At 67.8% G+C, this 25755-nt stretch carries 26 protein-coding genes; 18 read left to right on the plus strand and 8 right to left on the minus strand.

Annotated elements, in window-relative coordinates; all coding sequences use genetic code 11:
* Window positions 1–287 precede the first annotated feature (287 nt).
* A complete protein-coding gene (locus tag C4B30_RS28620) occupies window positions 288–776 on the minus strand; it encodes a winged helix-turn-helix transcriptional regulator (RefSeq protein WP_027784366.1) in 489 nt (162 codons plus the stop codon).
* 187 nt (window positions 777–963) lie between these two features.
* Between C4B30_RS28620 and C4B30_RS28625 the strand changes: the two genes are divergently transcribed.
* Window positions 964–1401: a PaaI family thioesterase gene (locus tag C4B30_RS28625; RefSeq protein ID WP_027784367.1), complete on the plus strand. Its 438-nt coding sequence runs from the start codon at window positions 964–966 to the stop codon at window positions 1399–1401.
* 145 nt (window positions 1402–1546) lie between these two features.
* Window positions 1547–2599, plus strand: a complete 1053-nt coding sequence (locus tag C4B30_RS28630) for an NADP(H)-dependent aldo-keto reductase (RefSeq protein ID WP_027784368.1) — start codon at window positions 1547–1549, stop codon at window positions 2597–2599.
* A 77-nt stretch (window positions 2600–2676) separates the two neighbouring features.
* Here the strand turns inward: C4B30_RS28630 and C4B30_RS28635 are convergent, their stop codons facing one another.
* Both C4B30_RS28635 and C4B30_RS28640 read right to left on the minus strand, forming a co-directional pair.
* On the minus strand, window positions 2677–3963 hold the full coding sequence (locus C4B30_RS28635) for an MFS transporter (protein ID WP_027784369.1): 1287 nt from the start codon (window positions 3961–3963) through the stop codon (window positions 2677–2679).
* Window positions 3964–3997: 34 nt separating this feature from the next.
* A complete protein-coding gene (locus C4B30_RS28640) occupies window positions 3998–5419 on the minus strand; it encodes a M20 family metallopeptidase (RefSeq protein WP_027784370.1) in 1422 nt (473 codons plus the stop codon).
* 162 nt (window positions 5420–5581) lie between these two features.
* On the opposite strand from C4B30_RS28640, the gene C4B30_RS28645 reads away from it, so the two are divergent.
* The 4 genes from C4B30_RS28645 to C4B30_RS28660 all read left to right on the plus strand — a co-directional run bounded on the left by C4B30_RS28645 (window position 5582) and on the right by C4B30_RS28660 (window position 9310).
* Window positions 5582–6535, plus strand: a complete 954-nt coding sequence (locus tag C4B30_RS28645; protein ID WP_027784371.1) for a LysR substrate-binding domain-containing protein — start codon at window positions 5582–5584, stop codon at window positions 6533–6535.
* Window positions 6536–6600: 65 nt separating this feature from the next.
* Window positions 6601–7731, plus strand: coding sequence for a tRNA 2-selenouridine(34) synthase MnmH (mnmH, locus tag C4B30_RS28650; protein ID WP_027784372.1), 1131 nt, complete (start codon window positions 6601–6603; stop codon window positions 7729–7731).
* Window positions 7728–8786 (plus strand): permease, encoded by a 1059-nt coding sequence (locus tag C4B30_RS28655; RefSeq protein ID WP_027784373.1) that lies wholly within the window; start codon window positions 7728–7730, stop codon window positions 8784–8786. Before mnmH ends, C4B30_RS28655 begins: the two co-directional genes overlap by 4 nt.
* Before the next feature lie 101 nt (window positions 8787–8887).
* The gene (locus tag C4B30_RS28660) at window positions 8888–9310 is read left to right on the plus strand and encodes a hypothetical protein (RefSeq protein WP_027784374.1); all 423 of its coding nucleotides are present in this window, start codon (window positions 8888–8890) and stop codon (window positions 9308–9310) included.
* Between the two features lie 51 nt (window positions 9311–9361).
* Here C4B30_RS28660 and C4B30_RS28665 read toward each other — a convergent pair whose 3' ends face one another.
* Window positions 9362–10195 carry an ABC transporter permease gene (locus tag C4B30_RS28665; protein ID WP_027784375.1) on the minus strand — a complete coding sequence of 278 codons (834 nt, stop codon included), beginning with the start codon at window positions 10193–10195 and terminating at the stop codon, window positions 9362–9364.
* 6 nt (window positions 10196–10201) lie between these two features.
* The gene (gene nodI, locus C4B30_RS28670; RefSeq protein ID WP_027784376.1) at window positions 10202–11116 is read right to left on the minus strand and encodes a nodulation factor ABC transporter ATP-binding protein NodI; all 915 of its coding nucleotides are present in this window, start codon (window positions 11114–11116) and stop codon (window positions 10202–10204) included.
* A gap of 330 nt (window positions 11117–11446) precedes the next feature.
* On the opposite strand from nodI, the gene C4B30_RS28675 reads away from it, so the two are divergent.
* Window positions 11447–11944, plus strand: a complete 498-nt coding sequence (locus C4B30_RS28675; protein WP_027784377.1) for a universal stress protein — start codon at window positions 11447–11449, stop codon at window positions 11942–11944.
* Window positions 11945–12028: 84 nt separating this feature from the next.
* On the opposite strand, the gene C4B30_RS28680 is transcribed toward C4B30_RS28675, so the two are convergent.
* The 3 genes from C4B30_RS28680 to lexA are packed head-to-tail and all read right to left on the minus strand — an operon-like array spanning window position 12029 to window position 13789.
* Window positions 12029–12751 carry a DUF2939 domain-containing protein gene (locus C4B30_RS28680; RefSeq protein WP_027784378.1) on the minus strand — a complete coding sequence of 241 codons (723 nt, stop codon included), beginning with the start codon at window positions 12749–12751 and terminating at the stop codon, window positions 12029–12031.
* Between the two features lie 29 nt (window positions 12752–12780).
* A complete protein-coding gene (locus C4B30_RS28685) occupies window positions 12781–13116 on the minus strand; it encodes a hypothetical protein (RefSeq protein WP_006476078.1) in 336 nt (111 codons plus the stop codon).
* A 25-nt stretch (window positions 13117–13141) separates the two neighbouring features.
* On the minus strand, window positions 13142–13789 hold the full coding sequence (gene lexA / locus C4B30_RS28690; protein ID WP_027784379.1) for a transcriptional repressor LexA: 648 nt from the start codon (window positions 13787–13789) through the stop codon (window positions 13142–13144).
* Window positions 13790–14053: 264 nt separating this feature from the next.
* On the opposite strand from lexA, the gene C4B30_RS28695 reads away from it, so the two are divergent.
* The 11 genes from C4B30_RS28695 (at window position 14054) to rbsK (ending at window position 25592) form a co-directional block, all read left to right on the plus strand.
* Complete coding sequence (locus C4B30_RS28695; RefSeq protein ID WP_027784380.1) at window positions 14054–15091, plus strand: sulfate ABC transporter substrate-binding protein; 1038 nt, start codon at window positions 14054–14056, stop codon at window positions 15089–15091.
* A gap of 131 nt (window positions 15092–15222) precedes the next feature.
* Window positions 15223–16125 carry a sulfate ABC transporter permease subunit CysT gene (cysT, locus tag C4B30_RS28700; RefSeq protein ID WP_027784381.1) on the plus strand — a complete coding sequence of 301 codons (903 nt, stop codon included), beginning with the start codon at window positions 15223–15225 and terminating at the stop codon, window positions 16123–16125.
* Complete coding sequence (cysW, locus tag C4B30_RS28705; protein ID WP_027784382.1) at window positions 16122–17066, plus strand: sulfate ABC transporter permease subunit CysW; 945 nt, start codon at window positions 16122–16124, stop codon at window positions 17064–17066. The genes cysT and cysW overlap by 4 nt, the downstream gene beginning before the upstream one ends.
* A gap of 13 nt (window positions 17067–17079) precedes the next feature.
* Window positions 17080–18138: a sulfate/molybdate ABC transporter ATP-binding protein gene (locus C4B30_RS28710; protein ID WP_012328435.1), complete on the plus strand. Its 1059-nt coding sequence runs from the start codon at window positions 17080–17082 to the stop codon at window positions 18136–18138.
* 75 nt (window positions 18139–18213) lie between these two features.
* Window positions 18214–19140: a CysB family HTH-type transcriptional regulator gene (locus C4B30_RS28715; RefSeq protein WP_027784384.1), complete on the plus strand. Its 927-nt coding sequence runs from the start codon at window positions 18214–18216 to the stop codon at window positions 19138–19140.
* A gap of 184 nt (window positions 19141–19324) precedes the next feature.
* Window positions 19325–19666, plus strand: coding sequence for a hypothetical protein (locus C4B30_RS35950; protein WP_230469129.1), 342 nt, complete (start codon window positions 19325–19327; stop codon window positions 19664–19666).
* A gap of 207 nt (window positions 19667–19873) precedes the next feature.
* The gene (locus tag C4B30_RS28725) at window positions 19874–20824 is read left to right on the plus strand and encodes a sugar ABC transporter substrate-binding protein (protein WP_027784385.1); all 951 of its coding nucleotides are present in this window, start codon (window positions 19874–19876) and stop codon (window positions 20822–20824) included.
* A gap of 145 nt (window positions 20825–20969) precedes the next feature.
* Window positions 20970–22583, plus strand: coding sequence for a sugar ABC transporter ATP-binding protein (locus tag C4B30_RS28730; protein WP_027784386.1), 1614 nt, complete (start codon window positions 20970–20972; stop codon window positions 22581–22583).
* The gene (locus C4B30_RS28735) at window positions 22580–23599 is read left to right on the plus strand and encodes an ABC transporter permease (protein ID WP_027784387.1); all 1020 of its coding nucleotides are present in this window, start codon (window positions 22580–22582) and stop codon (window positions 23597–23599) included. The genes C4B30_RS28730 and C4B30_RS28735 overlap by 4 nt, the downstream gene beginning before the upstream one ends.
* Window positions 23600–23634: 35 nt before the next feature.
* Window positions 23635–24666 carry a LacI family DNA-binding transcriptional regulator gene (locus C4B30_RS28740; RefSeq protein WP_027784388.1) on the plus strand — a complete coding sequence of 344 codons (1032 nt, stop codon included), beginning with the start codon at window positions 23635–23637 and terminating at the stop codon, window positions 24664–24666.
* Window positions 24663–25592, plus strand: a complete 930-nt coding sequence (gene rbsK, locus C4B30_RS28745) for a ribokinase (RefSeq protein ID WP_027784389.1) — start codon at window positions 24663–24665, stop codon at window positions 25590–25592. Before C4B30_RS28740 ends, rbsK begins: the two co-directional genes overlap by 4 nt.
* Window positions 25593–25755 lie beyond the last annotated feature (163 nt).

The following is a 25755-nucleotide window of genomic DNA, read 5'->3' on the forward strand; positions in this document are numbered from 1 at the left end:
CACGCGTGGCGGCCCGGTCACGTGCGGATGCGAAGCGACGGTGCGCGCGATGATCGGCAGGGGTGGTGGGGGGACGCAAAGTTGCGTTGTCCAGCTCGTGGGTGCGAGCGGGGTGGTCGACGGATAGCGGATAGGGCCGGCGATGGCATGCGATTGCATGCGCCGTTGCAGGGCACGCGAGTGCGAGCAATGCGTGCACCCGGTCGGACGGACGGGGACTCAATGCGGCTTGTCGCCGAAGCACGTGCAACGGGCGCGTCAGCCAGACATTCGCGCGCAGCGCATCGTCAATCCGTCTCTGCAGACGCCCCCGCTTCGTCGGTCGCGATCCATCCGGGCCCAGGCTCTGGCTGCACGTCGCGTGCGTCGAGCGGTTCGCCACAGGCCGAGCATACGGTCACCGCGTGCATCAACTGCCCGCAGGTCCGGTGGCGCAATTGCAACGGCGGCCCCTGGCCGTCGTCCTTCCAGCGATCGCCCCACGCCATCAGCGCGAGCAGCGCCGGGTAGAGGTCGAGGCCCTTTTGCGTCAGTCGGTATTCGAAGCGCGGCGGGCGTTCCTGATACGCGCGCTTCACGAGCACGCCTTCGTCGACGAGCCGCGCGAGCCGTTCGGCCAGCACGTGGCGCGTCAGGCCAAGCTGGGCCTGGAACGCATCGAAGCGGCGGCAGCCGAGGAAGGCGTTGCGCAGGATCAGCATGGTCCAGCGGTCGCCGAGCACGGCGAGCGTGCGTGCGACTGAACAGTTCAGCGTGCCGATGTCGTCCCATTTCATCGTCGAGTCTCTTGCCTCTTGCGGCGGTCTTGCGGCGGTTCAGCGAAATAGCGGGTTCGATTATAGAACCCACCTTCGGTCGCAACACGCTCAGCCGCGTTGACAACGGCCGGTATCGTTGACAATAATGAGTTCCAATTTAGAACTTACTCGCGCGGCGACGCGCTTTCAACCCGGAGACAACCCGATGAATCCGCTTTCCCTGTCTGGCCTCGATCTGCTGCGTGCCGCCGCGTCGGGCGACGCGCCCCTTGCGTCGATTTCCGAGACGATCCCGATGCGTCCGCTCGACGTCGAGCTCGGTTACGTGAAGTTTTCGGCGCGGGCGGACGGTCGGCACCTGAATCCGCTGGGCGGCGTGCACGGCGGGTTCGCCGCGACGGTGCTCGATTCGGTCACTGGGTGCGCGGTGCATTCGATGCTGGACGCGGGCGTCGGTTACGGCACCGTCGATCTGCACGTGAAGATGCTGCGGCCCGTGCCGCGCGACGTCGAGCTGATTGCGGAAGGGCGCGTGATTCACCTCTCGCGTTCGCTGGGCGTCGCGGAGGGCACGCTGAAGACGCCGGACGACAAGATCGTCGCGCACGCGTCGGCGACCTGCTTCATCCAGCGGCCGCAGTGACGCAAGGCGGCAGCACCGTCGTCCGAGCAGGCGCGTGACCGCTGGGCACCCGCAAGGCACGCTCGTAAGCGTGCGCGGCGCCCGCCTGAAGCAATCGCGTCGATGTGATAGCGTTCCTGCTTTCCACCGACGCGACAGGAACAGCATGGAATACCGCACACTCGGCGACTCGGGCATCCAGGTCAGCCTGATCGGTCTCGGCACGATGACGTGGGGCGAGCAGAATTCGGAGCGCGACGCGCACGAGCAGATCGACTATGCGCTCGGGCAGGGCGTGACGCTGATCGACGCCGCGGAGATGTATCCGGTGCCGCCGAAGCCCGACACGCAGGGCCGCACCGAGCAATACATCGGCACCTGGATCGCGCAGCATCGCGCGCAGCGCGACCGCATCGTGCTCGCGACGAAGATCGCGGGGCCGGCGCGGCAGCCGCACAATCCGCGCCATATTCGCGGTGAGGGCAACCAGTTCGACCGCAAGAACCTGACCGAAGCGCTCGACGGCAGCCTCAAACGCCTGCAGACCGACTACGTCGATCTCTACCAACTCCACTGGCCCGACCGCAGCACGACCACGTTCGGCCGACCCGCGTATCCGTGGGTCGACGACGCGTACACGGTGCCGATCGAGGAAACGCTCGGCGTGCTCGCGGAATTCGTGAAGGCCGGCAAGGTGCGCGCGATCGGCGTGTCGAACGAAACGCCGTGGGGTGTCGCGCAGTTCCTGCGCGCGGCCGAGCGGCTGGGGCTGCCGCGCATCGCGAGCATCCAGAATCCGTACAGCCTGCTGAACCGCACGTTCGAAAACGGGCTGTCGGAATTCACGCATCGCGACGGCGTCGGCCTGCTCGCGTATTCGCCGCTCGCGTTCGGCTGGCTGTCCGGCAAGTACGAGAACGGCGCGCGTCCGGCCGGCGCGCGCATCACGCTGTTCGAGCGCTTCCAGCGCTACAGCAAGCCGCAGGCCGTCGAGGCGACGTCGCGTTACGTCGCGCTCGCGCAGCGTCACGGGCTGTCGCCCGCGCAACTGGCGCTCGCGTTCGTCAACAGCCGCCCGTTCGTGCGCAGCAATCTGGTCGGCGCGACGTCGCTCGAGCAGTTGAAGGAGAACATCGGCAGCATCGATGTGACGCTGTCCGACGAGATCCTCGCCGAAATCGACGCATTGCACGAACGGCAGCCGAATCCGGCGCCGTAAACGGCGCGCGACCCGCGCGGCAGCGATGCCGCGACGGGCCGCGTCGGCGGCGCATTGCCGCGCCGTCGCTTCCCGCGTCAGCGCATCTTCAGCCGCGTGCGCGCGACGAACAGCGCGGCGAGGCTCAGCAGCGCACATCCGATCAGATAGAGCGCCGGCGACAGCCGGTTGCCGGTCGTGCTGATCAGCCAGGTGATGACGAACGGCGCGAAGCCGCCGAACAGCGTGACGCCGGTGTTGTAGCTGACCGCGAGCCCGGTGGCGCGTGTCTGCGACGGGAACAGTTCGGCCATCAGCGCCGGCAGCGCGCCGCAATACATCGCCTTCAGCGCGCCGATCCAGACCAGTGCGGCAAGCATCGTCGCGAACGACGCGTGGCGTGTGAGCCATGCGAACGTCGGCCACACGGTCAGGAGCATCAGCACGGCCGCGACCGCCATCATGCGGATCCGCCCGGTGCGGTCGGACAGATGGCCGACGACCGGCGTGACGAGCGTCAGCACGAAGCCGGTCGCGAGCGTCGCCGCGAATCCCGTCGATGCCGGCAGCCCGAGCTGCTTGATCGCGTAGGTCGGCATGTACAGGATCATGTAGTTGATCGCGGTTGAAATCACGAGCACGCCGGTCGACAGCAGCAGCCGCACCTTCTGGTCCGCGAACAGCTCGCGCACCGGCGCTTCGGAGCGTGCCTGCGTCTTGAACTCGACGCCTTCGTCGACGTAGCGGCGGATGTACAGCCCGACCGGGCCGATCGCGAGGCCGAACAGGAACGGCACGCGCCAGCCCCAGCTTTCGAGTTGCGCGGAGCTCAGCGTGGCCGTCAGCAGCGCGCCGAAGCCCGACGCGAGCAACGTCGCGAGGCCCTGGCTCGCGAACTGCCAGCTCGACATGAAGCCGCGCCGCTGCGGCGCATGCTCGACGAGAAACGCGGTCGAACTCGCGAATTCGCCACCCGCGGAAAAGCCCTGCATCAGCCGCGACAGCATGATCCCGAGCGGCGCCAGAATGCCGATCGACGCGTAGGTCGGCATCAGCGCGATCAACAGCGTGCCGGCCATCATCATCGCGATCGACAGCAGCAGCGACGCCTTGCGGCCCGCGCGGTCCGCGTACGCGCCGAGCACGAAGCCGCCGATCGGCCGGATCAGGTAGGACAGCCCGAACGTGCCGAGCGTCAGCATCAGCGACGTCGCTTCGCTCGTGGCAGGGAAGAACAGCTTGGCGATCGTGACCGCGAAGAAGCCGTAGACGATCAGGTCGAACCATTCGAGCGCGTTGCCGATCGACGCCGCGAAGATGATGCGCCGGATCTTCGCGGCGCTGGGGCGCGCGGCGTCCTGCGAGGTCAGGGTGGTCGTATTCATCGTGTGTGCAGTCCCGTGAAAGGGGCGAAGCGCGTTACAGGGCGGCGCCGGCCGCGGCGGATGCCGCGCGGCGAACGGGCGGCGCGTCGTCGCCGAGATCCCAGAAGAGGCCGGCCATCATCTGCAGCCCCTCGCTGACGACGCTGGCGAGCAGGTGCTCGTCGGGCGCGTGCTGCGAGCACGCCGGGTACGAGTGCGGCACCCACAGCGTCGGCAGCCCGAGCGTGTCGGCGAACACCTCGTTCGGCAGCGTGCCGCCGAGATTCGGCAGGATCGCGGGCTTCTTGCCGGTGGTGCGCGCGAGCGACGCGACGGCCCAGCGGACCCACGGATCGTCCGGCGGCACGCGCGTCGCCGGCGCGCCGCGTTCGACGTCGATCTCGATGTCGGCGAAGCCGTGCGCATCGAGATGCGCGCGAAGGTGCGCAGGCAGCGCTTCCCAGTCGGTGCCGACGACGAAGCGCAACTGGCAATGCGCATACGCGACGGGCGGGATCGCGTTGACGGGGTGCTCGGGGTTGCCGGCCTTGAACGCGAGAATCTCGAACGTGTTCCAGCCGAATACGCGCTCGGCGGCGGACAGGCCGGGCTCGCCCCAGTCGGCGTCGAGCGCCGGATCGCCGGGGCCGCCGCCGACCGAAAGATCGGCGAGCGCGTCGCGCACCGCGGCCGGGATCGGCGGGGGGCGCAGCCCCGCGACGCGAATCGCGCCGCGCGCGTCGACGAGGCTCGCGAGCGCATGCGCGAGCACGATCGCCGGGTTGCGCAGCAGTCCGCCCCAGTTGCCGGAGTGATGTGCGCCGTCGCGGGCGCGCAGGCTCAGCTTGAAGTTGACCGCGCCGCGCGAGCCGAGGAAGACCGTCGGGCGCGCGGCGGCGATGCGCGGGCCGTCGGACGCGATCAGCACGTCGGCCGCGAGCGCGTCGCGCTCCTGGCGGCACAGCGCGTCGAGGCCCGGCGACCCGGTTTCCTCGCCCATCTCGATCAGCAGCTTCGCGTTGAAGCCGAGCCGGCCGCCGCGCGCATCGAGCACGCTCGCCAGCGCGGCCAGGTTGATCGTGTGCTGACCCTTGTTGTCGGCGCTGCCGCGGCCGTACCAGCGGTCGCCGTCGGCCGTCAGCGTCCACGGCGACAGCGGCGCGCGCCACTGCGCGTCGTAGCCGCGCACGACGTCGCCGTGGCCGTAGATCAGCACGGTCGGCAGCGCGTCGTCTTCGTGGCGCGACGCGAGCAGGAACGGCCCGCCGCCGTCGACGGGATTCTCGACGATGCGCGACGTGAAACCGAGGCCGGCGGCCTCGGGCGCGATCTCGTCGGTCAGATAGGCGCGCAGCGCGGCGTCGCTGCCACTTTCCTGGCTTTCGGTGCGCAGGCCGACGCGGCGGCTCAAGGTGGTGAAGAACGCGCCGGATTCGAACTGGTTCAGTGCATGCTGGATGGCGGCGTTGCGGCTCAAATCGTGTCTCCTCTGATGGTTCGCTGTGCGCGGGCCGTGCCCGCAACGTGAAGTGCGATCGATTCTAGAAAGCCGGTTTTTTTGTCACAATAATCGAATTTCGAACCTTTCTTTGCCGAAAAGGCAAAGCAGCGCGGCCGGATGCGGCGCGGAGACAGAACGATGGCGGCTTTCCTGCATGGTCTGGCGTTGCGATATTTCGTCGAGGTAGCGCGTACCGGCTCGATCAGCGATGCGTCCGCGCGGCTGCACGTGGCCGTGTCGGCGATCAGCCGCCAGATCGCGAAGCTGGAGAGCGAACTCGGCGCGCCGCTGTTCGAGCGGCGGCCGCGCGGAATGGCGCTGTCGGAGGCCGGCGAGCGGCTGTTGGCATTCGCGCAGCGCAGCCTGCTGGAGGCCGAACACGTGATGAAGGACATCGGCGGGCTCGACGCGCTGCACGGCAGCCTGCTGAAGATCGCGTGCTCGGAAGGATTCGCGATCGATTTCCTGCCCGGCGTGCTCGCGAGCTTCAAGGCGCGCCATCCGGGCGTCGATTTCACGGTGTGGGTGGTGTCGCCGGCGGACGCGACCCGGCGCGTGCGCGACGGCGATGCGGACATCGCATTGACCTTCAGCCTCGCGCCGGAGAAGGGCGTGCGCGTCGACCACACCGAGCGCGCGCCGGTCTTCGCGCTGGTCCGGCACGATCATCCGCTCGCGGCGCGCGACGCGGTGTCGCTTGCCGATGTCGCGCGGCACGCGCACGTGCTGCCTGAAGCCGGCACGACGGTGCGCCAGTTGATCGACATCGCATGCGCGCTCGACGGGTTGCTGCTCGAGCCCGAACTGACGAGCAACAACACCGCGGCGATGTACGGCTACGCGCGGCGCACGGGCGCGGTGATGTTCACCGGGCTGTTGTCGGTGCGCGATCGCTCCGATGCGGACGGCTTCGTCGCCGTGCCCCTGACGAACCCGCAATTGCGCGAACGCAGCATCCAGGTGCAGACGATGGCGGGACGCGATCTGCCCGCGTCGGTGCGCGCGTTCCGCGACCACCTGATCGATGCGATGCAGGCCGCCTCGCCGCCGCCGACTGCCGCGCGACGCCCGGGACGCCGGCCCGTGAGATAATCGTCAATCCGCCTTTCCATGCCCATGCGGCTCTTCGAGCCGCATCGCCCCTGTTCGACGCCAAATTGAAGAACCTGATTGTCACCCTCGATCGCGCTGGCGAGTTCGACGAGATCATCGACGTGCGCACGCCGCTCGAGTTCGCCGAGGACCATATTCCCGGCGCGCTGAACGCGCCCGTGCTCAGCAACGAAGAGCGCGTGCTCGTCGGCACGATGTACCGGCAGGTGTCGCCGTACGAGGCGACGCGCGTCGGCGCGGCGATCGTCGCGCGCAACATCGCGCGCCATCTCGACACGACGTTCGCCGACCGGCCGCGCAACTGGCGCCCGCTGATCTACTGCTGGCGCGGCGGCAAGCGCTCGGGCTCGATGACGACCTGGTTCAACCTGATCGGCTGGAAGGCGCGCCAGCTCGACGGCGGCTACAAGGCGTACCGCCAGTCGGTGTGCGCGACGCTTGACTCGCTGCCGACGCGCTTTCGCTATATCGCGCTCGTCGGCCATACGGGCTGCGGCAAGACCCGCCTGCTGAATGCACTGCGCGACGTGGGCGCGCAGACGCTCGATCTCGAAGCGCTCGCCTGTCATCGCGGCTCGCTGCTCGGCGCGCTGCCGGGTAAGCCGCAGCCGGCGCAAAAAGGGTTCGATTCGGGGCTCGTCGAGACGCTGGCGCGTTTCGACCCCGAATGGCCGGTATTCGTCGAGTCGGAAAGCCGCAGGATCGGGCTCGTGCAGTTGCCGATCGCGCTGATCGAAGCGTTTCACGCGGGGCCGTGGGTGCAGGTCGAAGCGGCCCACGACGAGCGGATCGCGTTCCTGCTCGACGATTACGCGCACCTGTTCGACGACCCGGACGCGTTCAAGGCGCAGCTTCATCGGCTGATCGGCCTGCACAGCCGCGAAGAGGTGACGCGCTGGAAGGGGCTGATCGATACCGGCGCGCGGGCCGATTTGTTCGCCGAACTGATCGACAAGCATTACGATCCCGCCTATGCGCGCACTTACCGCGCGACGTACAACAAGCCGAACCGGGCGCTGACGTTCACGTTCCGGCCCAACGCAGCCGACGTGCGCGATCAGGCGCGCACGCTGCTGGCCGAGCTCGCGCAAGCCGGATTGCCCGCGTCGGCCGCGCTTGCCGCCGGCGCGACAACCGCAACCGACAAAGACCAATCGACGACCACCGCACGATGACGACCACACGTACCCAACCCACTCCGGCGCTCGGCTGGATGACCTTCCTGCTGATCGCGATCGCGGGCCTGTTCTATGTGAAATGGTTCCCGTACTACAACAAGGCGTTCGTTGCCGCAGAGCACCATTCGATCGGCCAGTCGATCCTGATGGGCACATCCGCGGCCGCGCCCGAACCGTCGCTGAAGGCGGCGCTCGACTACGCGTGGGCATACGGCAAGGCGATCTGGCAGGCGATGGTGCTCGGCCTGCTGCTCGGCTCGGCCGTGCAGGCGCTGTTGCCCGCGCACTGGGTGGCGCGCGTGCTCGGCCGCACGGGCTTCGGCAGCGTCGCCGCGGGCGGGCTGCTGTCGCTGCCCGGGATGATGTGCACGTGCTGCGCGGCGCCGGTCGTGGCGGGCTTGCGTGCGCGCCATGCGTCGCCCGGCGGCGCGGTCGCGTTCTGGCTCGGCAATACGGTGCTGAACCCGGCGGCGCTGGTGTTCATGGGCTTCGTGCTCGGCTGGCACTGGAGCGCGCTGCGCCTCGTGCTCGGCATCGCGATGGTGTTCGGGATCGGCTATCTGCTGAACCGCATCGCGCGTCCCGAAGACCGCAGCATCGACGATGCGCAGCTCGCCGCGCTGGCGGCCGAGCAGGCCGCGGCCGGCAATCCGTTCGTCCGCTGGGTGAAGCTGCTCGCGCGCATGGCCGTGCGGCTCGTGCCCGAATACATCGTGCTCGTGCTGCTGCTCGGCGCCGCGCGCGCGTGGCTGTTCCCGCATATCGGCCCGGACATCGGCAATCATCTCGGCTGGATCGTCGCGTTCGCGGTCGCGGGCATGCTGTTCGTGATCCCGACGGCCGGCGAGGTGCCGATCATCCAAGCGATGCTGTCGCTCGGCATGGGCGTCGGTCCGGCCGCTGCGCTGCTGATGACGCTGCCGCCGATCAGCGTGCCGTCGCTCGCGATGCTCGCGCGTTCGTTCAAGCCTTACATGCTGGCGATCGTCGCGACGCTCGTCGTCGTGTTCGGGATCGCGAGCGGCTTGCTCGCGATCGCGTTCGGGTTCTGACGCATGCAAACGGCGCACCCGGAGCGCGCCATCGCCGTATTCATCCGGCGCCGCCGCTTCACGTGTGCGGCGCCTTTTACAAGAAGCAAACAGGAAAACGCATGACCCAACCGAAGATCCATCCTCGACTCGAAAAGGCGCTGACGCGCGGCGATCTCGCGATCCGCCAGGCCAATTCCGCGCGGGCGACTGCCGTGCTGCATGCACTCGGCACGATGATCATCGAGGCCTCCGCAACGATCGGTGTCGAGGCGAGCATCGACATTCCGCAAGGCGATCGCATTTACGATCCCGTCAACGGCCTGTGGCCGCAGAAGATGCTGGTGTCGTTCGACGGCCCGGTGGACGAAGCCGACAAGGAAGAGCTGCGCACGGTCTATCTGCTGGCCGACGATCCGGGCACGCAGTTCCGCGTCGAATGGCATCGCGCGGACGGCAAGCTCGGCCGCCAGGAAGGCGGCCCGCTCGCGACCGTCGCGTTCCTGACCGACGTCGAAATTCCGTGGAGCGACGACGACGAGTAACGTCGTCGCATGAAGCCGGCGCCCGGTGCGCGGTGCCCGGCGCGCCGGCCGTCAGCGCATCATCCGCCGCCGGAACAGCCACGCGGACAGCAGGAACCCGCCGAACGCGTAGCCGGCGAGCACCGCGACGTGCAGCGCGATGTCGGCCGCCGGCCGGCCGAGCATCGCAGGGCGGATCAGCTCGACCGCGTTCGCGAGCGGCAGCGCCTGCGCCGCGTGCTGCGCGAGCGGCGGCAACTGCGTGATCGGGAAGAACACGCCTGACAGCAGCAGCATCGGCGTCAGCACGAGCGTCTGATAGAACATGAAGAAATCGTAGGACGGTGCGAGCGCCGTGACGATCATCGCGATGCTGGCAAACGCGAGGCCGGCCAGCGCGATCACGGGCAGCACCGCGAGCATCGACGGAAACCGCGCGTAGCCGAGCCCTCCCGCGACGAGCATGATCGCGCCTCCCGACAGCATCGCCTTGCTGGCTGCCCAGACGATCTCGCCGAGCACGATGTCGCCGAGTGCGAGCGGCGTATGCATGATCGCTTCCCACGTGCGCTGCACGTGCATCCGCGAGAAACCCGAATACATCGATTCGAAGCTCGCGGACATCATCACGCTCGAGCCGACCGTGCCGGCCGCGAGGAACGCGATATACGACACGCCGTCGACATGGCCGAGCATCAGGCCGAGCCCGAAACCCAGCCCGAACAGATAGATCATCGGATCGGCGAGATTGCCGAACATCGACGCGAGCGCGAGCTTGCGCCACACGAGATAGTTGCGCCGCCAGACGGCGATCCAGTTGCTGGCGTTCGCCGGCATCGCTATCGCGAAGCGCGATTCGCGCGGCGGGGCCGATCGCGCGGTGGCGGAATAGTTACGGACGTCCATGGTCGATCAATCCTGCATCTCGCGGCCCGTGAGCCGCAGGAACACATCCTCCAGATTGGCCGGGCGATGCAGATAGCGCAACCCCGTCCGGCCCTTGAGTCGTGCGCTGATCGGTTCGGGGTCGGTCACATAGCAGAATAGCGTTTCGCCGCTGATCTCGGTGTGCTTCGCGAATGCCGACAACTCGTCGCGCAGCGCGGCCGGCTCCGGCCCGTAGATCTCGATCACGTCGCAACCGATCTCCGATTCGATCAGTGCGTGCGGCGCGCCTTCGGCGATCTTGCGGCCTTCCTCGATCACGCACAGCCGATCGCACAGGCGCTCGGCTTCTTCCATGAAATGCGTGGTGATCAGGATCGTCTTGCCGCGCGCGAGCAGCGAGCGCAGCCGCTCCCACATCAGATGCCGCGCCTGAGGATCGAGGCCCGTCGTCGGCTCGTCGAGCACCAGCACATCGGGATCGTTGACGAGCGCGCGGGCGAGCGTGAGGCGGCGCTTCATGCCGCCCGACAGCTCGCCGACTTTCGCATCGGCCTTGTTCTCGAGCTTTGCGAATTCGAGCAGCGGCGGCACGAGCGCGCGTGCGGCCTGCGCCGACATCCCGAAATAGCGGCTGAACACGAGCAGGTTTTCCCGGACCGTGAAGTCGGGGTCGAGGTTGTCGAACTGCGGGACGACGCCGACCCGCCGGCGTGCATGTCGCGCACGCGATGGAACCGGTTCTCCGCACAGCGAAATGGTGCCTGCATCGGGGTGCGCGAGGCCGAGCAGCATCTTCAGCGTCGTGGTCTTGCCGGCGCCATTCGGCCCGAGCAGGCCATAGCATTCGCCGGCCTTCACGTTGAAGGACAGACCGTTGACGACGAGCTTGTCGCCATAGTGCTTTTCGACGTTGCGGAAATCGATCGGTGCGACGGACATGGGCGGGTTGTCGTTGTAAGCGGGCCGTTCCGCTGCCCGGTGCGTGGCGGGTTGGCGAACGGATCGCGCGAATGCGTGTCACACGGGCATGGCCGAAGCATACGACGCCGGCGCGAGGTGGCCCGCTGGAGGTGGAACGGGCCATTCTAGTGCATCGGCTGCATCGCTTCAGCGCATGCCTGCACGGTGCGATGCAAGTGCGCACCGATCGTGCGCCGCACCATCGCGCATGCGCCGCGCGGGGCGAATCAGCGTTTTCCATCCCTTGCGTCCTGAATTGCGGCGCACCATGATGAATGCGTAGGCTCGTTGTCGCGATAGGGAGGCTCCATGGCTAGCTACAACAAGATTTTGCTGTGTTACGACGGCACGCTCGAAGGGCGCAAGGCGCTGCGTTGCGGCGCCAATCTCGCAATGGACCTGAAGGCCGAAACGCATTTGCTGTCGGTCGTCGACATGCGTTCGAGCATTGCGCAAAGCGCGGGTTTGCTGACCGATGTGGCGTGCGGCCGCTTCGAGGAAACCGCGCGCGAAATCCTGCAGGAAGGCGTGAACTGGCTGCGCGAGCGCGGCGTCCAGGCCGAAGGCCATTTCGCGTTCGGCTATCCGATCGACGAAATCGCGAATCTCGCGTCGGAGCTGAAGGTCGATCTCGTCGTCGTCGGCCACCGGTGCCGCAGCGGATTGTCGAGATGGTGGATGGGGTCGGGCAACACGCAACTGCTCGATCGCGTGAACTGCAGCATTCTGGTGGCGTGTTCGTCGGCGGAAGAGCAGAAGGCCGAAATCGCGCGCGAGCGTGAAGCGGCCATGGCGAACGGCAAATGATCTAAAGGCTGGATGGCCGCCTGACCGGCGATGCATGCCGGCCAGGCGTCGCACTGCCCGGCAGGGCGCGCGTCGAGCGCGGCCCTATGCGTGCAGGTCGATTCCGGACAATTTCCACGAGAACAGCCCGAAGCGGTGGAAGATCGCCGCATAGCGCGTGCCGTCGGCACTGCGCTGATACGTCACGACGAATTCATCGATATTTCGGTAGCCCGCGCTGGTTTGCTGCTGGGGCGGCGCTTGCGTGGCTTCGTTCGGGCTGGCCGGTGCGGCGGGCGCGGGGGTCGGCGATGATGCCGCCGAAGCCGCCGTGTTTCCGCTCGGTACGCTGGCACTTGCCGGCGCCGCCGGATTGGCGGGCGGTGCGGCAGGCGTGTTGCCGGGCGCATTGCCTGCGGACGGCTGATTTGACAACTCGGGCGGACGCTCGCCCGGATTGCCGCGTGGCGGCAATCCGCTCATCAGCGCGGCGACGCCTTCCGGGGTCGCATACGCATCGACCAGCGGGCCGATCAGGGCGGACCCGATCAGCGCGCCAATCACCGCGAACGGATTGTTTTTCTTCACTGCGTCGATCCGGCGCATCAACTCTTCCGTGACCTGCTGCTTCAGGCTGACGCGCAGCGACGGAAAGTCGACATACTCGCTGATCGCCTGCGCATCACGCGCATCGATTGCCGATTTCAGGCGACCGAGCGCGACGTACGGCGACGCATACGCATAGCCGAGCGTCGCAATGACGGCGACGATCAGCACGGTGATCAACAGGGGCTTGAGTCGCCGTGCGCGGCGCGCCGATTCAGTCACGTTGCCTCCGGTGCGGGAATGTTCCGCAATCAGAGACCGCCCGGCGTGGCCGATCGTTCCTCTGCGATGCAGCGATCGATCATCCGGCACACGGCATCGATCGTGCCCACCATGATCAGGCGCGATCGGCCGTGATAGACGCGCACCGGCGCGCGGCGCGCGGGTTCCGCGTGGTTCAGACCGGCGTTCAGCGATACCCGTGCGAACGCGGGGAGGGCTGACGGCAGCAGGGACGCCTGCCGTTCGACTGCGACTTCTTCTTGCACTGGCGCCGCCGCGGACAGCGGTGCGCAGGGCGTGCGGCCGCGCAGATGACGCAGGCGACCGAATTGACGGAAAGGCAGCAGGCGGGCAAGGCGTTCCATGATGTTCTCCTAGCGAGACGGAATGTCAGAGTTCGCCCGAGCGGATCAGCCCGACGGCGATGCCTTCCAGCGCGAAATCCGCGCTGCCGGCCTTGACGAAGATGTTTTCGTAATCCGGGTTCTCCGCGATCAGCTCCAGGCCGCCGGGCCGGCGCATCAGGCGCTTGACCGTGACGTCGTCGCCGAGACGCGCGACGATGATCTGGCCGTCCTTCGCTTCCGTGCGCTTCTGCACGGCGAGAAGATCGCCGTCGAGAATGCCGGCGTCGCGCATCGACAGGCCGCGCACCTTCAGCAGATAGTCGGGCTTGCTGGTGAACAGCGCGGGATCGCACGCGTAATGGTGCGAGATGTGCTCCTGCGCAAGGATCGGGCTACCGGCCGCGACGCGGCCGACGAGCGGCAGCGACAGTTGCATCAGGCCGGCGTGCGGCAGCGTGAACTGGTGCGGGGCGTCGTCGATGCCGAGCAGCCGGATGCCGCGCGATGCGCCGGCGGCCAACTCGATCACGCCCTTGCGCGCCAACGCGCGCAGGTGCTCCTCGGCCGCATTCGGCGAGCTGAAGCCCAGTTCGGCCGCGATCTCGGCGCGGGTGGGCGGGTATCCGGAGCGCTCGATCGCGCGACGGATCAAGTCGAACACTTGCTGCTGACGGGCGGTGAGTTTGGTCATGGCTTAACTGTATGGATAGACAGTGAGCTGTATTTTTATACAGTACTTGGTGAATTTCAAGTGTTACTTGAGGTTCGACGCGATCGCGCCGGTTCCGGCGCGATTTCGCGACGCCCGGACGCCGGTTTGTCCGTCGCAACCGTCCGTCCCGTATGCGTTAGCACTTTTGAGTATTAAAAAATGAGGAACGATTATTTTTAATCATGTAAGCCGTTCGCTAGACTGGCCCGACATCGCAATACCGACAACACTGGAGAACCAAGGATGGCGAAGCGCAATACGGGGCTGGTGGGCGGAGTGGGCCGCCTGATCGCAACACTCGCGCTGGGCGCGGCGGCGGCGCTGGGCGTCGCGACGCATGCGCAGGCCGATACGACCTTCCTGAACGTGTCGTACGACCCGACGCGCGAGCTGTATCAGGATTTCAACCAGGCGTTCGGCAAGGAGTGGAAGGCGAAGACGGGCGAAACCGTCAACTTCAAGCAGTCGCACGGCGGTTCGGGCGCGCAGGCGCGCTCGGTGCTCGACGGCCTGCAGGCCGACGTCGTCACGCTGGCGCTGGCGTACGACATCGACGCGCTCGCGAACAAGGGGCTCGTGAACAAGGATTGGCAGAAGCGCCTGCCCGACAACGCGTCGCCGTACACGTCGACGATCGTGTTCCTCGTGCGCAAGGGCAATCCGAAGGGGATCAAGGACTGGGACGACCTGACCAGGCCGGGCATCTCGATCGTCACGCCGAACCCGAAGACCTCGGGCGGCGCGCGCTGGAACTACCTGGCCGCATGGGCATACGCCCAGCACAAGCCGGGCGGCAACGAGCAGACGGCGAAGGAATTCGTCACGAAGCTCTACAAGAACGCAGGCGTGCTCGATTCGGGCGCGCGGGGCGCGACGACGAGCTTCGTGCAGCGCGGGATCGGCGACGTGCTGATCGCCTGGGAAAACGAGGCGTTCCTGTCGGTCAAGGAATTCGGTACCGACAAGTTCGAGATCGTCGTGCCGTCGGTGAGCATCCTGGCCGAGCCGCCCGTCGCGGTGGTCGACAAGGTGGTCGACAAGAAGGGCACGCGCAAGCTGGCCGAGGCCTACCTGAACTTCCTGTATAGCCCGCAGGGCCAGGAAATCGCGGCGCGCAACTACTACCGGCCGCGTTCGAAGAGCGTGCCGGCGGAGCTGACCAAGCAGTTCCCGAAGCTGAAGCTGTACACGGTCGACGACACGTTCGGCGGCTGGACGAATGCGCAGAAGACGCATTTCGCGGACGGCGGCGTGTTCGATTCGATCTACAAGCCGCAGTAACGCCATAACGACATAACGACAAGCGGCGCGCCACGACAGCGCGCCGCATCCCCGACGGGGCGCCGGCGCGATTCACTGCGCCGGCGTTTGCGTCGGGCCCGTGAGCAGCATCGACCCAGCAAGAGCATCCGATGACGACGTACACCTTTCGCAAGCCGAGCGCGCTGCCCGGTTTCGGCGTGACACTCGGCATCACGGTGGCCTATTTGAGCCTCGTGGTGCTGATTCCGCTCGCCGCCACCTTTCTGAAGACCGCGACGCTGTCGTGGGACCAGTTCGTCACCGCCGTCACGTCGCCGCGCGTGCTCGCGTCGTACCGGCTGACGTTCTCGGCCGCGCTCGGCGGCGCGCTGATCAATGCCGTGTTCGGCTTCCTCGTCGCGTGGGTGCTGGTGCGCTACACGTTTCCGTTCAAGCGTCTCGTCGATGCGATCGTCGATCTGCCGTTCGCGCTGCCGACGTCGGTGGCCGGCATCTCGCTCGCGGCCGTCTACGCGACCAACGGCTGGGTCGGCCAGTACCTGGCGCCGCTCGGCATCAAGATCGCGTTCACGCCGGCCGGCGTGCTGGTCGCGCTGACCTTCATCGGGCTGCCGTTCGTCGTGCGCACCGTGCAGCCGGTGCTCGAGGATTTCGAGCGCGAGCAGGAAGAAGCCGCCGCGTGCCTCGGCGCGTCGCGCTGGCTGACGTTCCGACGCGTCGTGCTGCCGGCCGTGCTGCCGGCGTTGCTCACCGGTTTCGCGCTCGCGTTCGCGCGCGCGCTCGGCGAATACGGATCGGTGATCTTCATCGCCGGCAACGTGCCGATGAAATCCGAGATCACGTCGCTGCTGATCATCACGAAGCTCGAGCAGTACGACTACGCGGGCGCGACCGCGCTGGCGGTCGTGATGCTGGTCGTGTCGTTCCTGATGCTGCTGCTGATCAACACGCTGCAGTGGTATCTGCAGCGCAGGACGAGCAAGGGCGCGAGCGGTCCGGCGCCCGCCGCCGTCAACGTCGTCAACGCCGTCGCGGCAGGAGGCCAGCAATGAGCCAGGAGGCCACCGCCGTGCTGAAAACCCCGTCGCCGGCCGCGCGCGCCGCGAAGCGGCTCGACCCCGTCAGCGAGTCGCGCGTCGTGCGCTGGCTGCTCACGGGCATCGCGCTGGCGTTCCTCGCGTTCTTCCTCGTCGTGCCGCTCGCCGCGGTGTTCGTCGAGGCGCTGCGCAAGGGCGTCGGCTTCTATCTCGAATCGCTGGCCGATCCCGATGCGTGGTCGGCGATCAAGCTGACGTTGACCGTCGCCGTGATCGCGGTGCCGCTGAATCTCGTGTTCGGCGTGTGCGCATCGTGGGCGATCGCGAAGTTCGAATTCCGCGGCAAGGCGCTGCTGACGACGCTGATCGACCTGCCGTTCTCGGTGTCGCCGGTGATCTCGGGCCTCGTGTACGTGCTGCTGTTCGGCGCGCAGGGCTGGTTCGGGCCGTGGCTGCAGGATCACGACGTGCAGATCATCTTCGCGGTGCCGGGCATCGTGCTCGCGACGATCTTCGTCACGTTCCCGTTCGTCGCGCGCGAGCTGATTCCGCTGATGCAGGCGCAAGGCACCGACGAGGAAGAGGCCGCGCGCGTGCTCGGCGCGTCGGGCTGGCAGATCTTCCGCCGCGTGACGCTGCCGAACGTGAGGTGGGGCCTGCTCTACGGCGTGATCCTGTGCAATGCGCGCGCGATGGGCGAGTTCGGCGCGGTGTCGGTCGTGTCGGGCCACATCCGCGGCGTGACCGACACGATGCCGCTGCACGTGGAGATTCTGTACAACGAATACAACTTCGCGGCGGCGTTCGCGGTGGCGTCGGTGCTGGCGCTGCTCGCGCTCGTCACGCTCGCGCTGAAGCTGCTCGCCGAGCGTCATCTCGCGGCCGAACTGGCCGACGCGCCCGACGCCGTTCCCGCACATGCCGGCCCGGTCGGCACCGTTTCGTCGAAATCGTAAAGAGGCAACCAGAATGGGTATCACCGTCCGTAACCTTCAGAAGCGCTTCGGCGATTTCACGGCGCTCGACAACGTGTCGCTCGACTTTCCGCCCGGCGAACTGGTCGCGCTGCTCGGGCCGTCCGGCTGCGGCAAGACCACGCTGCTGCGCGTGATCGCGGGCCTCGAGCACGCGGACGCCGGCCAGGTCGTGCTGCAGGGGCTCGACGTCGCGTCGGTCGGCGCGCGCGACCGTCAGGTCGGCTTCGTGTTCCAGCACTACGCGCTGTTTCGCCACATGACGGTGTTCGAGAACGTCGCGTTCGGCCTGCGCGTGAAGCCGCGCCGCGAGCGGCCGTCGGAAGCCGCGATTCGCGAGAAGGTGCATGAGCTGCTCAAGCTCGTGCAGCTCGACTGGCTCGCGCAGCGTTACCCGTCCGAGCTGTCGGGCGGCCAGCGCCAGCGCATCGCGCTCGCCCGCGCGCTCGCGGTCGAGCCGAAGGTGCTGCTGCTCGACGAACCGTTCGGCGCGCTCGATGCGAAGGTCCGCAAGGAACTGCGCGGCTGGCTGCGTCGCCTGCACGACGACCTGCACATCTCGACGATCTTCGTCACGCACGACCAGGAAGAGGCGCTCGAAGTGGCCGATCGCATCGTCGTGCTGAACCGAGGCCACGTCGAGCAGGTCGGCAGCCCGCAGGACGTCTACGATCATCCGCAAAGCGCGTTCGTGTACGAGTTCCTCGGCGCGGCGAACCGGCTGCCGGGCACGGTTGCCGGGCGCGGTTTCGTCGCCGAGGGTGCGGCTGCGCCGATCGAGGTCGATGCCGATTTCGCGGGCCCCGCGAACGCGTATGTGCGGCCGCACGATCTGCAGCTGTGGCCGGCGGGCGAAGGTCACCGCGACGGCATCGCGGTGGACGTGCGGCGCGTGATTCCGCTCGGCGGTTCGGTGCGCGTGGAGCTCGAGGCGCGCGCGGGCGGCGCGCTCGAGGCGGAACTCGACCGCGATGCATGGCGGGCGCTTTCGCTGCAGGTCGGCGACGGCGCGACGGCCGTGCCGCGCGCCGTGCGGGTGTTTCCCGCGCGTTGACGAGACAATGCAGGGCAGAGGGCGGGATTCGCTCCGATTCGACAATCAAACAACGACAGCCTAAGAGGCATACCCATGAATTTTCAGCAATTGCGGTTCGTGCGCGAAGCGGTGCGCCAGAACATGAACCTGACGGAAGTCGCGAACGTGCTGTACACGTCGCAGTCGGGCGTGTCGAAGCAGATCAAGGATCTGGAGGATGAGCTGGGCGTCGACATCTTCATTCGGCGCGGCAAGCGGCTGACGGGGCTCACGGAGCCCGGCAAGGCGGTGCATCAGCTGATCGAGCGGATGCTGCTCGATGCCGAGAATCTGCGCCGCGTCGCGCGCCAGTTCGCCGATCAGGACAGCGGCCACCTCGTCGTCGCGACGACGCACACGCAGGCGCGCTACGCGCTGCCGAAGGTGATCCGGCAGTTCACCGACGTGTTTCCGAAGGTGCATCTCGCGCTGCGCCAGGGCAGCCCGCAACAGATCGCGCAGATGATCCTGAACGGCGAGGCCGATCTCGGCATCTCGACCGAGGCGCTCGACCGCTATCCGGACATCGTCACGTTCCCGTGCTATTCGTGGCACCACACGGTCGTCGTGCCGAAGGGCCACCCGCTCGTCGGCCGCGAGAACCTGACGCTCGAGGAGATTGCCGAGTACCCGATCATCACGTACGACCAGGACTTCACGGGGCGCTCGCACATCGACCAGGCGTTCACGCAGGCGGGCGCCGTGCCCGACGTCGTGCTGACCGCGATCGACGCGGACGTGATCAAGACCTACGTCGAGCTCGGAATGGGGATCGGCGTGGTCGCGGCGATGGCCTACGATCCGCAGCGCGACACGGGGCTCGTCGCGCTCGATACGCAGCACCTGTTCGAGGCGAGCACGACGCGGGTCGGGTTGCGCAAGGGCGCGTTCCTGCGTGCGTATGCGTACCGGCTGATCGAAATGTTCGCGCCGCATCTGAACGAAGCGGAGATTGCCGGGCAGTTGCGCGAAGCCGTCTGACCCGCGCGTGTCGTGCGCCGTCCGGGCCGATGCCGCGGACGGTGCGACATGCATCATGCGTAGGCTGCCGTACCCCGTACCGGGCGGCGGCGGGGGATTGCCGCCGTCGGTCGCGTCTGGAGCCTCAGCCGAGGCTTCCGATCAGGTGGGTCGCGTCAGGCGACGACCATCGACACGCGTTTCCGTGCCAACAGAAAAACAAGAACGATCCGCAACGCCGACCCTCGGCGCGGAACGCAAGATCGGCAGCCATTCTCATTCGCGAAGCAGCGCCGGACGCATCGCCGGTTCCGTCACGGTCGACCCCATACCGGGACGGTGGACGCCGACGATCCGCGTGCCGATCGCGTTGTTCGCGCCGAACCGCTTCATCATCGGCCCGCCGGCGCGCGAAGCGCTTCGGCAGGCCGCCGCCGGCATCGCAAGTGTCGTATTTGCGCATCGTGAAGCGCGCTTGCGCGCTCCGAATAAACCCTTAAATATTGATCAGACAGGTTGCGCGCCGAAGCGAATCGGTACAGCATAGCCTTCACTCCGCCGGCGTCCCCGCCGGCGGTGGCGCGTCAACGACAGCACGCGCCAGGCAGTCGGCCGTCTGCCTCGCTTCCATTCCGTGGTACCGACAGCAGCATCGATGGCCATTGCCCGGGTAGTGTGGCGCAAACGTTTGCTCACATTAAAACAACAACCAAACAACAATCCGGCCCTTCGGGCCAGTCGCCAGGAGATGTGTATGAATGTCCGCTTTCGCCGTCGCTTCCTGACCGCCGCGCTCGCCGCCGTCGCGGTGGCCGCCGCACCGGCTGTCCACGCGCAATCCGCCGCCAAGCCGAAGGTCGCGCTCGTGATGAAGTCGCTCGCCAACGAGTTTTTCCTGACCATGGAAACGGGCGCGAAGGAATACCAGAAACACAACGCGAACCAGTTCGACCTGATCACCAACGGCATCAAGGACGAGACCGACACCGCGAACCAGATCCGCATCGTCGAGCAGATGATCGTCTCGAAGGTCGATGCGATCGTGCTCGCGCCGGCCGATTCGAAGGCGCTCGTGCCGGTCGTGAAGAAGGCCGTTGACGCCGGCATCGTCGTCGTGAACATCGACAACCGGCTCGATCCCGACGTGCTGAAGTCGAAGAACCTGAACGTGCCGTTCGTCGGCCCGGACAACCGCAAGGGCGCGCGCAAGATCGGCGATTACCTCGCGAAGCGGCTGAAGGCGGGCGACCAGGTCGGCATCGTCGAAGGCGTGTCGACGACCACCAACGCGCAGCAGCGCACGGCCGGCTTCGAGGACGCGATGAAGGCAGGCGGGATGAAGGTCGTGTCGGTGCAGTCGGGCGAATGGGAAATCGACAAGGGCAATGCGGTGGCCGCCGCGATGCTCAACGAATACCCGAACCTGAAGGCGCTGCTGTGCGGCAACGACAACATGGCGATCGGCGCCGTGTCGGCCGTGCGCGCGGCCGGCAAGCAGGGCAAGGTGCTCGTGGTCGGCTACGACAACATCAATGCGATCAAGCCGATGCTGAAGGACGGCCGCGTGCTCGCGACCGCCGACCAGTACGCGGCGAAGCAGGCCGTGTTCGGCATCGACACGGCGCTCAAGGCGATCGCCGAGCATCGCAAGCAGGCCGACATGTCCGGCGTGGTCGAGACGCCGGTGGATCTCGTGACGAAGTAACGCCGCACCGGTCCGGCCGCCGCCCTCAAGAATCCGGCGCGGCGGCCGTTATCCGGTGTGAGCGCGATCACGGCCACTGCATGCACATGCACTTGTGAGCGTCACCCCCGCGCGCCGCGTGCGCGCGGCCGCAACCAGGATCGCGATGGAACCGACCTTCCAACCCTCCCGTTCAGCCCACCCCGTGCTGTCCGTATCCGGCATCGGCAAGACCTATGCCGAACCCGTGCTCGCCGACGTCACGCTGACCCTCGACGCGGGCCAGGCGCTCGCGCTGACGGGCGAGAACGGCGCCGGCAAGAGCACGCTGTCGAAGATCATCGGCGGGCTCGTCGACCCGACCACCGGCACGATGCAGCTCGGCGGCCAGGCCTATGCGCCGGCGAGCCGCACGCAGGCCGAGGCGCTCGGCGTACGCATGGTGATGCAGGAGCTGAACCTGCTGCCGACGCTGAGCATTGCCGAAAATCTGTTCCTGAACCGCCTGCCGCGGCGCTTCGGAATCATCGATCGCGCGCGGCTGCGCGACGACGCGCGCGCGGCGATGGCGCAGGTCGGGCTCGACGCGGTCGATCCGGATACGCCGGTCGGCGCGCTCGGCATCGGCCACCAGCAGATGGTCGAGATCGCGCGCAACCTGATCGGCGACTGCCGCGTGCTGATTCTCGACGAGCCGACCGCGATGCTGACCGCGCGCGAAGTCGAGCTGCTGTTCGAGCAGATCGACCGGCTGAAGGCGCGCGGCGTCGCGATCGTCTATATCTCGCACCGGCTCGAGGAGCTCGCTCGCGTCGCCGAGCGCGTCGCGGTGTTGCGCGACGGCCGGCTCGTGCATGCGGGCGACATGGCGGCGACGACGTCCGATGGGCTCGTCACGCTGATGGTCGGACGCGAGATCGGCGAACACATCGATCTCGGCGAGCGTCGTTTCGGCGCGCCGCGGCTCGCCGTATCGGGTCTCACGCGCGGGACGGCCGTGCGCGACGTCTCGCTCGAGGTGCGCGCGGGCGAGATCTTCGGCATCTCGGGGCTGATCGGCGCGGGGCGCACCGAGCTGCTGCGGCTGATCTACGGCGCCGATACGCCGGATGCCGGGGCGATCGCGGTGGGTCAGCCGCTGAAGCCGGCGCGGATCGCGTCGCCGGCCGATGCGGTGAAGCTGGGCATCGCGCTGATCACCGAGGATCGCAAGGGCGAAGGGCTGCTGCTGTCGCAGCCGATCGCCGCGAACGTGTCGCTCGGCCAGCTCGACCGGCTCGCGCGCGGCGGCATCGTCGATTCGGCGCGCGAAACGGCGCTCGCCGAGCAGCAGATCGATGCGCTGCGGATCCGCACGCACGGGGCGACGCAGCCGGTCGGCGAGCTGTCGGGCGGCAACCAGCAGAAGGTCGTGATCGGCCGCTGGCTCGCGCGCGACATGGGCGTGCTGCTGTTCGACGAGCCGACGCGCGGGATCGACGTCGGCGCCAAATTCGAGATCTACACTTTGATGGGCGCGCTCGCGCGCGAAGGCCGCGCGCTCGTGGTCGTATCGAGCGACCTGCGCGAGCTGATGCTGATCTGCGACCGGATCGGCGTGATGTCGGCCGGGCGCATGACGGCCGTGTTCGAGCGCGGCAACTGGACCCAGGATGCGCTGCTGGCCGCGGCGTTCGCCGGCTTCGGCCGCGAGACGCCGGCGGCGGCCATGCAGCATCCGGACGCGGGGCAGGCGCGCGGCGCCGCTCCGGGCACTTCGACGACAGGACGACAGGAATGACCCAGCCACCCGTATCCCCGACCGACGCAGGCGCGCAGCAGGACGTGACGGGGCGCCGCGCGCGCACGCTGTCCGGCACGCGGCTCGGCCTGTCGAACTACCTCGGCCTCGCCGGCGCGCTGGCCGCGATGATCGCGCTGTTCTCGGTGCTGAGTTCGCATTTCCTGACCTACGACACGTTCAGCACGATCGCGAACCAGATTCCCGATCTCGTCGTGATGTCGGTCGGGATGACCTTCGTGCTGATCATCGCCGGGATCGACCTGTCGGTCGGCTCGGTGCTCGCGCTCGCCGCGTCGATGGTCAGCGTCGCCGCGCTGAAATGGCAGTGGGGGCCGCTGCCGGCCGCGCTGATCGGGATCGCGGTCGCGACCGCGACGGGCGCGTTGACCGGCGCGGTCACGGTCGGCTGGCGGATTCCGTCGTTCATCGTGTCGCTCGGCGTGCTGGAGGCCGCGCGCGGCCTCGCGTACCAGCTGACGAATTCGCGCACCGCGTATATCGGCGACGCATTCGATTTCCTGTCGAACCCGATCGCGCTCGGCATCTCGCCGGCGTTCCTGATCGCTGTGGCGGTGATGATCGCGGCCCAGTTCGTGCTCACGCGCACGGTGTTCGGGCGCTATCTGATCGGCATCGGCACGAACGAGGAAGCGGTGCGACTTGCAGGGGTTAACCCGCGGCCGTATAAAATTCTCGTATTCGCACTGATGGGCGCGCTCGCGGGGCTCGCGTCGCTGTTCCAGATTTCGCGGCTCGAGGCGGCCGATCCGAACGCGGGCGCGGGCCTCGAACTGCAGGTCATCGCCGCCGTCGTGATCGGCGGCACGAGCCTGATGGGCGGGCGCGGCTCGGTGATCAGCACGTTCTTCGGCGTGTTGATCATCTCCGTGCTGGCCGCGGGGCTGGCGCAGATCGGGGCGAACGAGCCGACGAAACGGATCATCACGGGCGCGGTGATCGTGGTGGCGGTCGTGCTCGATACGTATCGCAGCCGGCGTACGCGCGTGCGGTAACAAGACACACAGAACAGACCAGAGAGAAACGGGAAATGGCGACGATCAAGGATGTGGCGGCCATGGCGGGCGTGTCGTTTACGACCGTCTCGCACGTGGTGAACAATTCGCGGCCGGTGTCCGCGGATGTGCGTGCGAAGGTCGAGGGCGCGATCCGCGAGCTGAATTACGTGCCGTCGGCCGTGGCGCGCTCGCTGAAGGCACGTTCGACGGCGACCATCGGCCTCGTCGTGCCGAACAGCACGAATCCGTACTTCGCGGAGCTTGCGCGCGGCATCGAGGATCAGTGTGCGGCCAACGGCTATTGCGTGTTCTTCTGCAATTCGGACGACGATCCCGTGAAGCAGCGCAACTACCTGCGCGTGCTGCAGGAAAAGCGCATCGACGGGCTGATCGTCGCGTCGGCGGGCGAGGACGCGGTGCTCGCGCAGACGCTCGCCGATATCCACGCGCCGCTCGTCGTCGTCGACCGCAACATCGAGGGGCTCGCGGCCGATCTCGTGCAGATCGACCACGAGCGCGGCGCGTATCTGGCGACGCGCCATCTGCTCGAACTCGGACACGCGAAGATCGGCTGCATCACCGGGCCGACCGACACCGCCGTCAGCGCGATGCGCGTGCACGGCTTCATCCGCGCGATGGCCGAGCGCGGGGTCGACATCGTGCCGGGCGCGATCGCCGAAAGCGATTTCTCGTGCCTGGGCGGCTATCACGCGGCGTCGCGGCTGTTCGAATCGGTGCGGCCGAGCGCGATCTTCGCGGGCAACGACCTGATGGGAGTCGGCGCGCTGCGCGCGGCGGCCGAGCGCGGGATGCGCGTGCCCGACGACTGCTCGATCATCGGATTCGACGACATCGAATTTTCCCGCTACACGTATCCGGCGCTGTCGACGGTCGGCCAGTCGGTGCGCGCGCTCGGCGAAATGGCCGCGCAGACGCTGATCGAACGGATCGGCGGCGGTTCGACCGCCGTGCCGAGCCGTCGCCGCGTCGTGTCGCCGCGCCTCGTGCTGCGCGAATCGACGGCGGTCTACCGCGAGCCGGCCGCGCCGGGCGCTCGCGCATGACGGCGAGCGCAACGGGCGCCGGCCGCGTGACGGTGGTCGGCAGCCTCAACATGGATCTCGTCGTACGGGCGCCGCGACTGCCGCTGCCGGGCGAAACGCTTGCCGGGCATGCGTTCGCGCAGGCAGCGGGCGGCAAGGGCGGCAACCAGGCCGTCGCCGCCGCCCGGCTCGGCGCGCAGGTCGCGATGATCGGCTGCGTCGGCGCGGATGCGCACGGCGCGGCCCTGCGCGCGGGCCTCGAGGCCGAGGGAATCGACTGCAGGGGGCTCGCGACGAGCGCGTCGGCGTCGACCGGCGTCGCGCTGATCGTCGTCGACGATGCGAGCCAGAACGCGATCGTGATCGTCGCGGGCGGCAACGGCGAAGTCACGACCGACACGATCGCCCGGCACGAGGCCGCGCTCGCGGCGGCCGACGTGCTGATCTGCCAGCTCGAGACGCCGCCGGACGCGGTGTTCGCGGCATTGTCGGCCGGGCGTCGGCTCGGCCGCACGGTGGTGCTCAATCCGGCCCCGGCCGTCGCGCCGCTGCCGGACGGCTGGCTGCCGCTCGTCGATTACCTGATCCCGAACGAAGTCGAGGCGGCCGCGCTGACCGGTCTGCCGGTGCGCGACCCGGCGCAGGCCGAAGCCGCCGCCCGGGCGCTCCAGGCCGGCGGCGCGCGCAACGTGCTGGTCACGCTCGGCGCGCGCGGCGTGCTCGCGCTGACGGCCGACGGCACCGCGCGACACTACCCGGCGCCGGCCGTGCAGGCCGTCGACACGACGGCGGCCGGCGACACCTTCATCGGCGGCTTTTCCGCACGGCTCGCGGCCGGCGCGGACGTCGACACGGCCATCCGCTTCGCGCAACGCGCGGCGGCGCTGTCGGTCACGCGCGCGGGCGCGCAGCCGTCGATCCCGACCCGCGCCGAACTGGCCGACTAGGGCCGGATCCCCGGTTTCCGATTCCGCCCCACGGCCCGTCCGTCGCACGAGACGGTCGGGGCCGCGGCTCGCCGTGCGTCGGCGGCCTTTCTCTTGTTCTCCGTCCTGGCCCGAATTGCGTCAATTATTCAGCGATTTGTAATAAACAGACAAATAATTCGAA

This window comes from Burkholderia sp. BE12 (assembly GCF_002959955.1).
GTDB lineage: Bacteria > Pseudomonadota > Gammaproteobacteria > Burkholderiales > Burkholderiaceae > Burkholderia.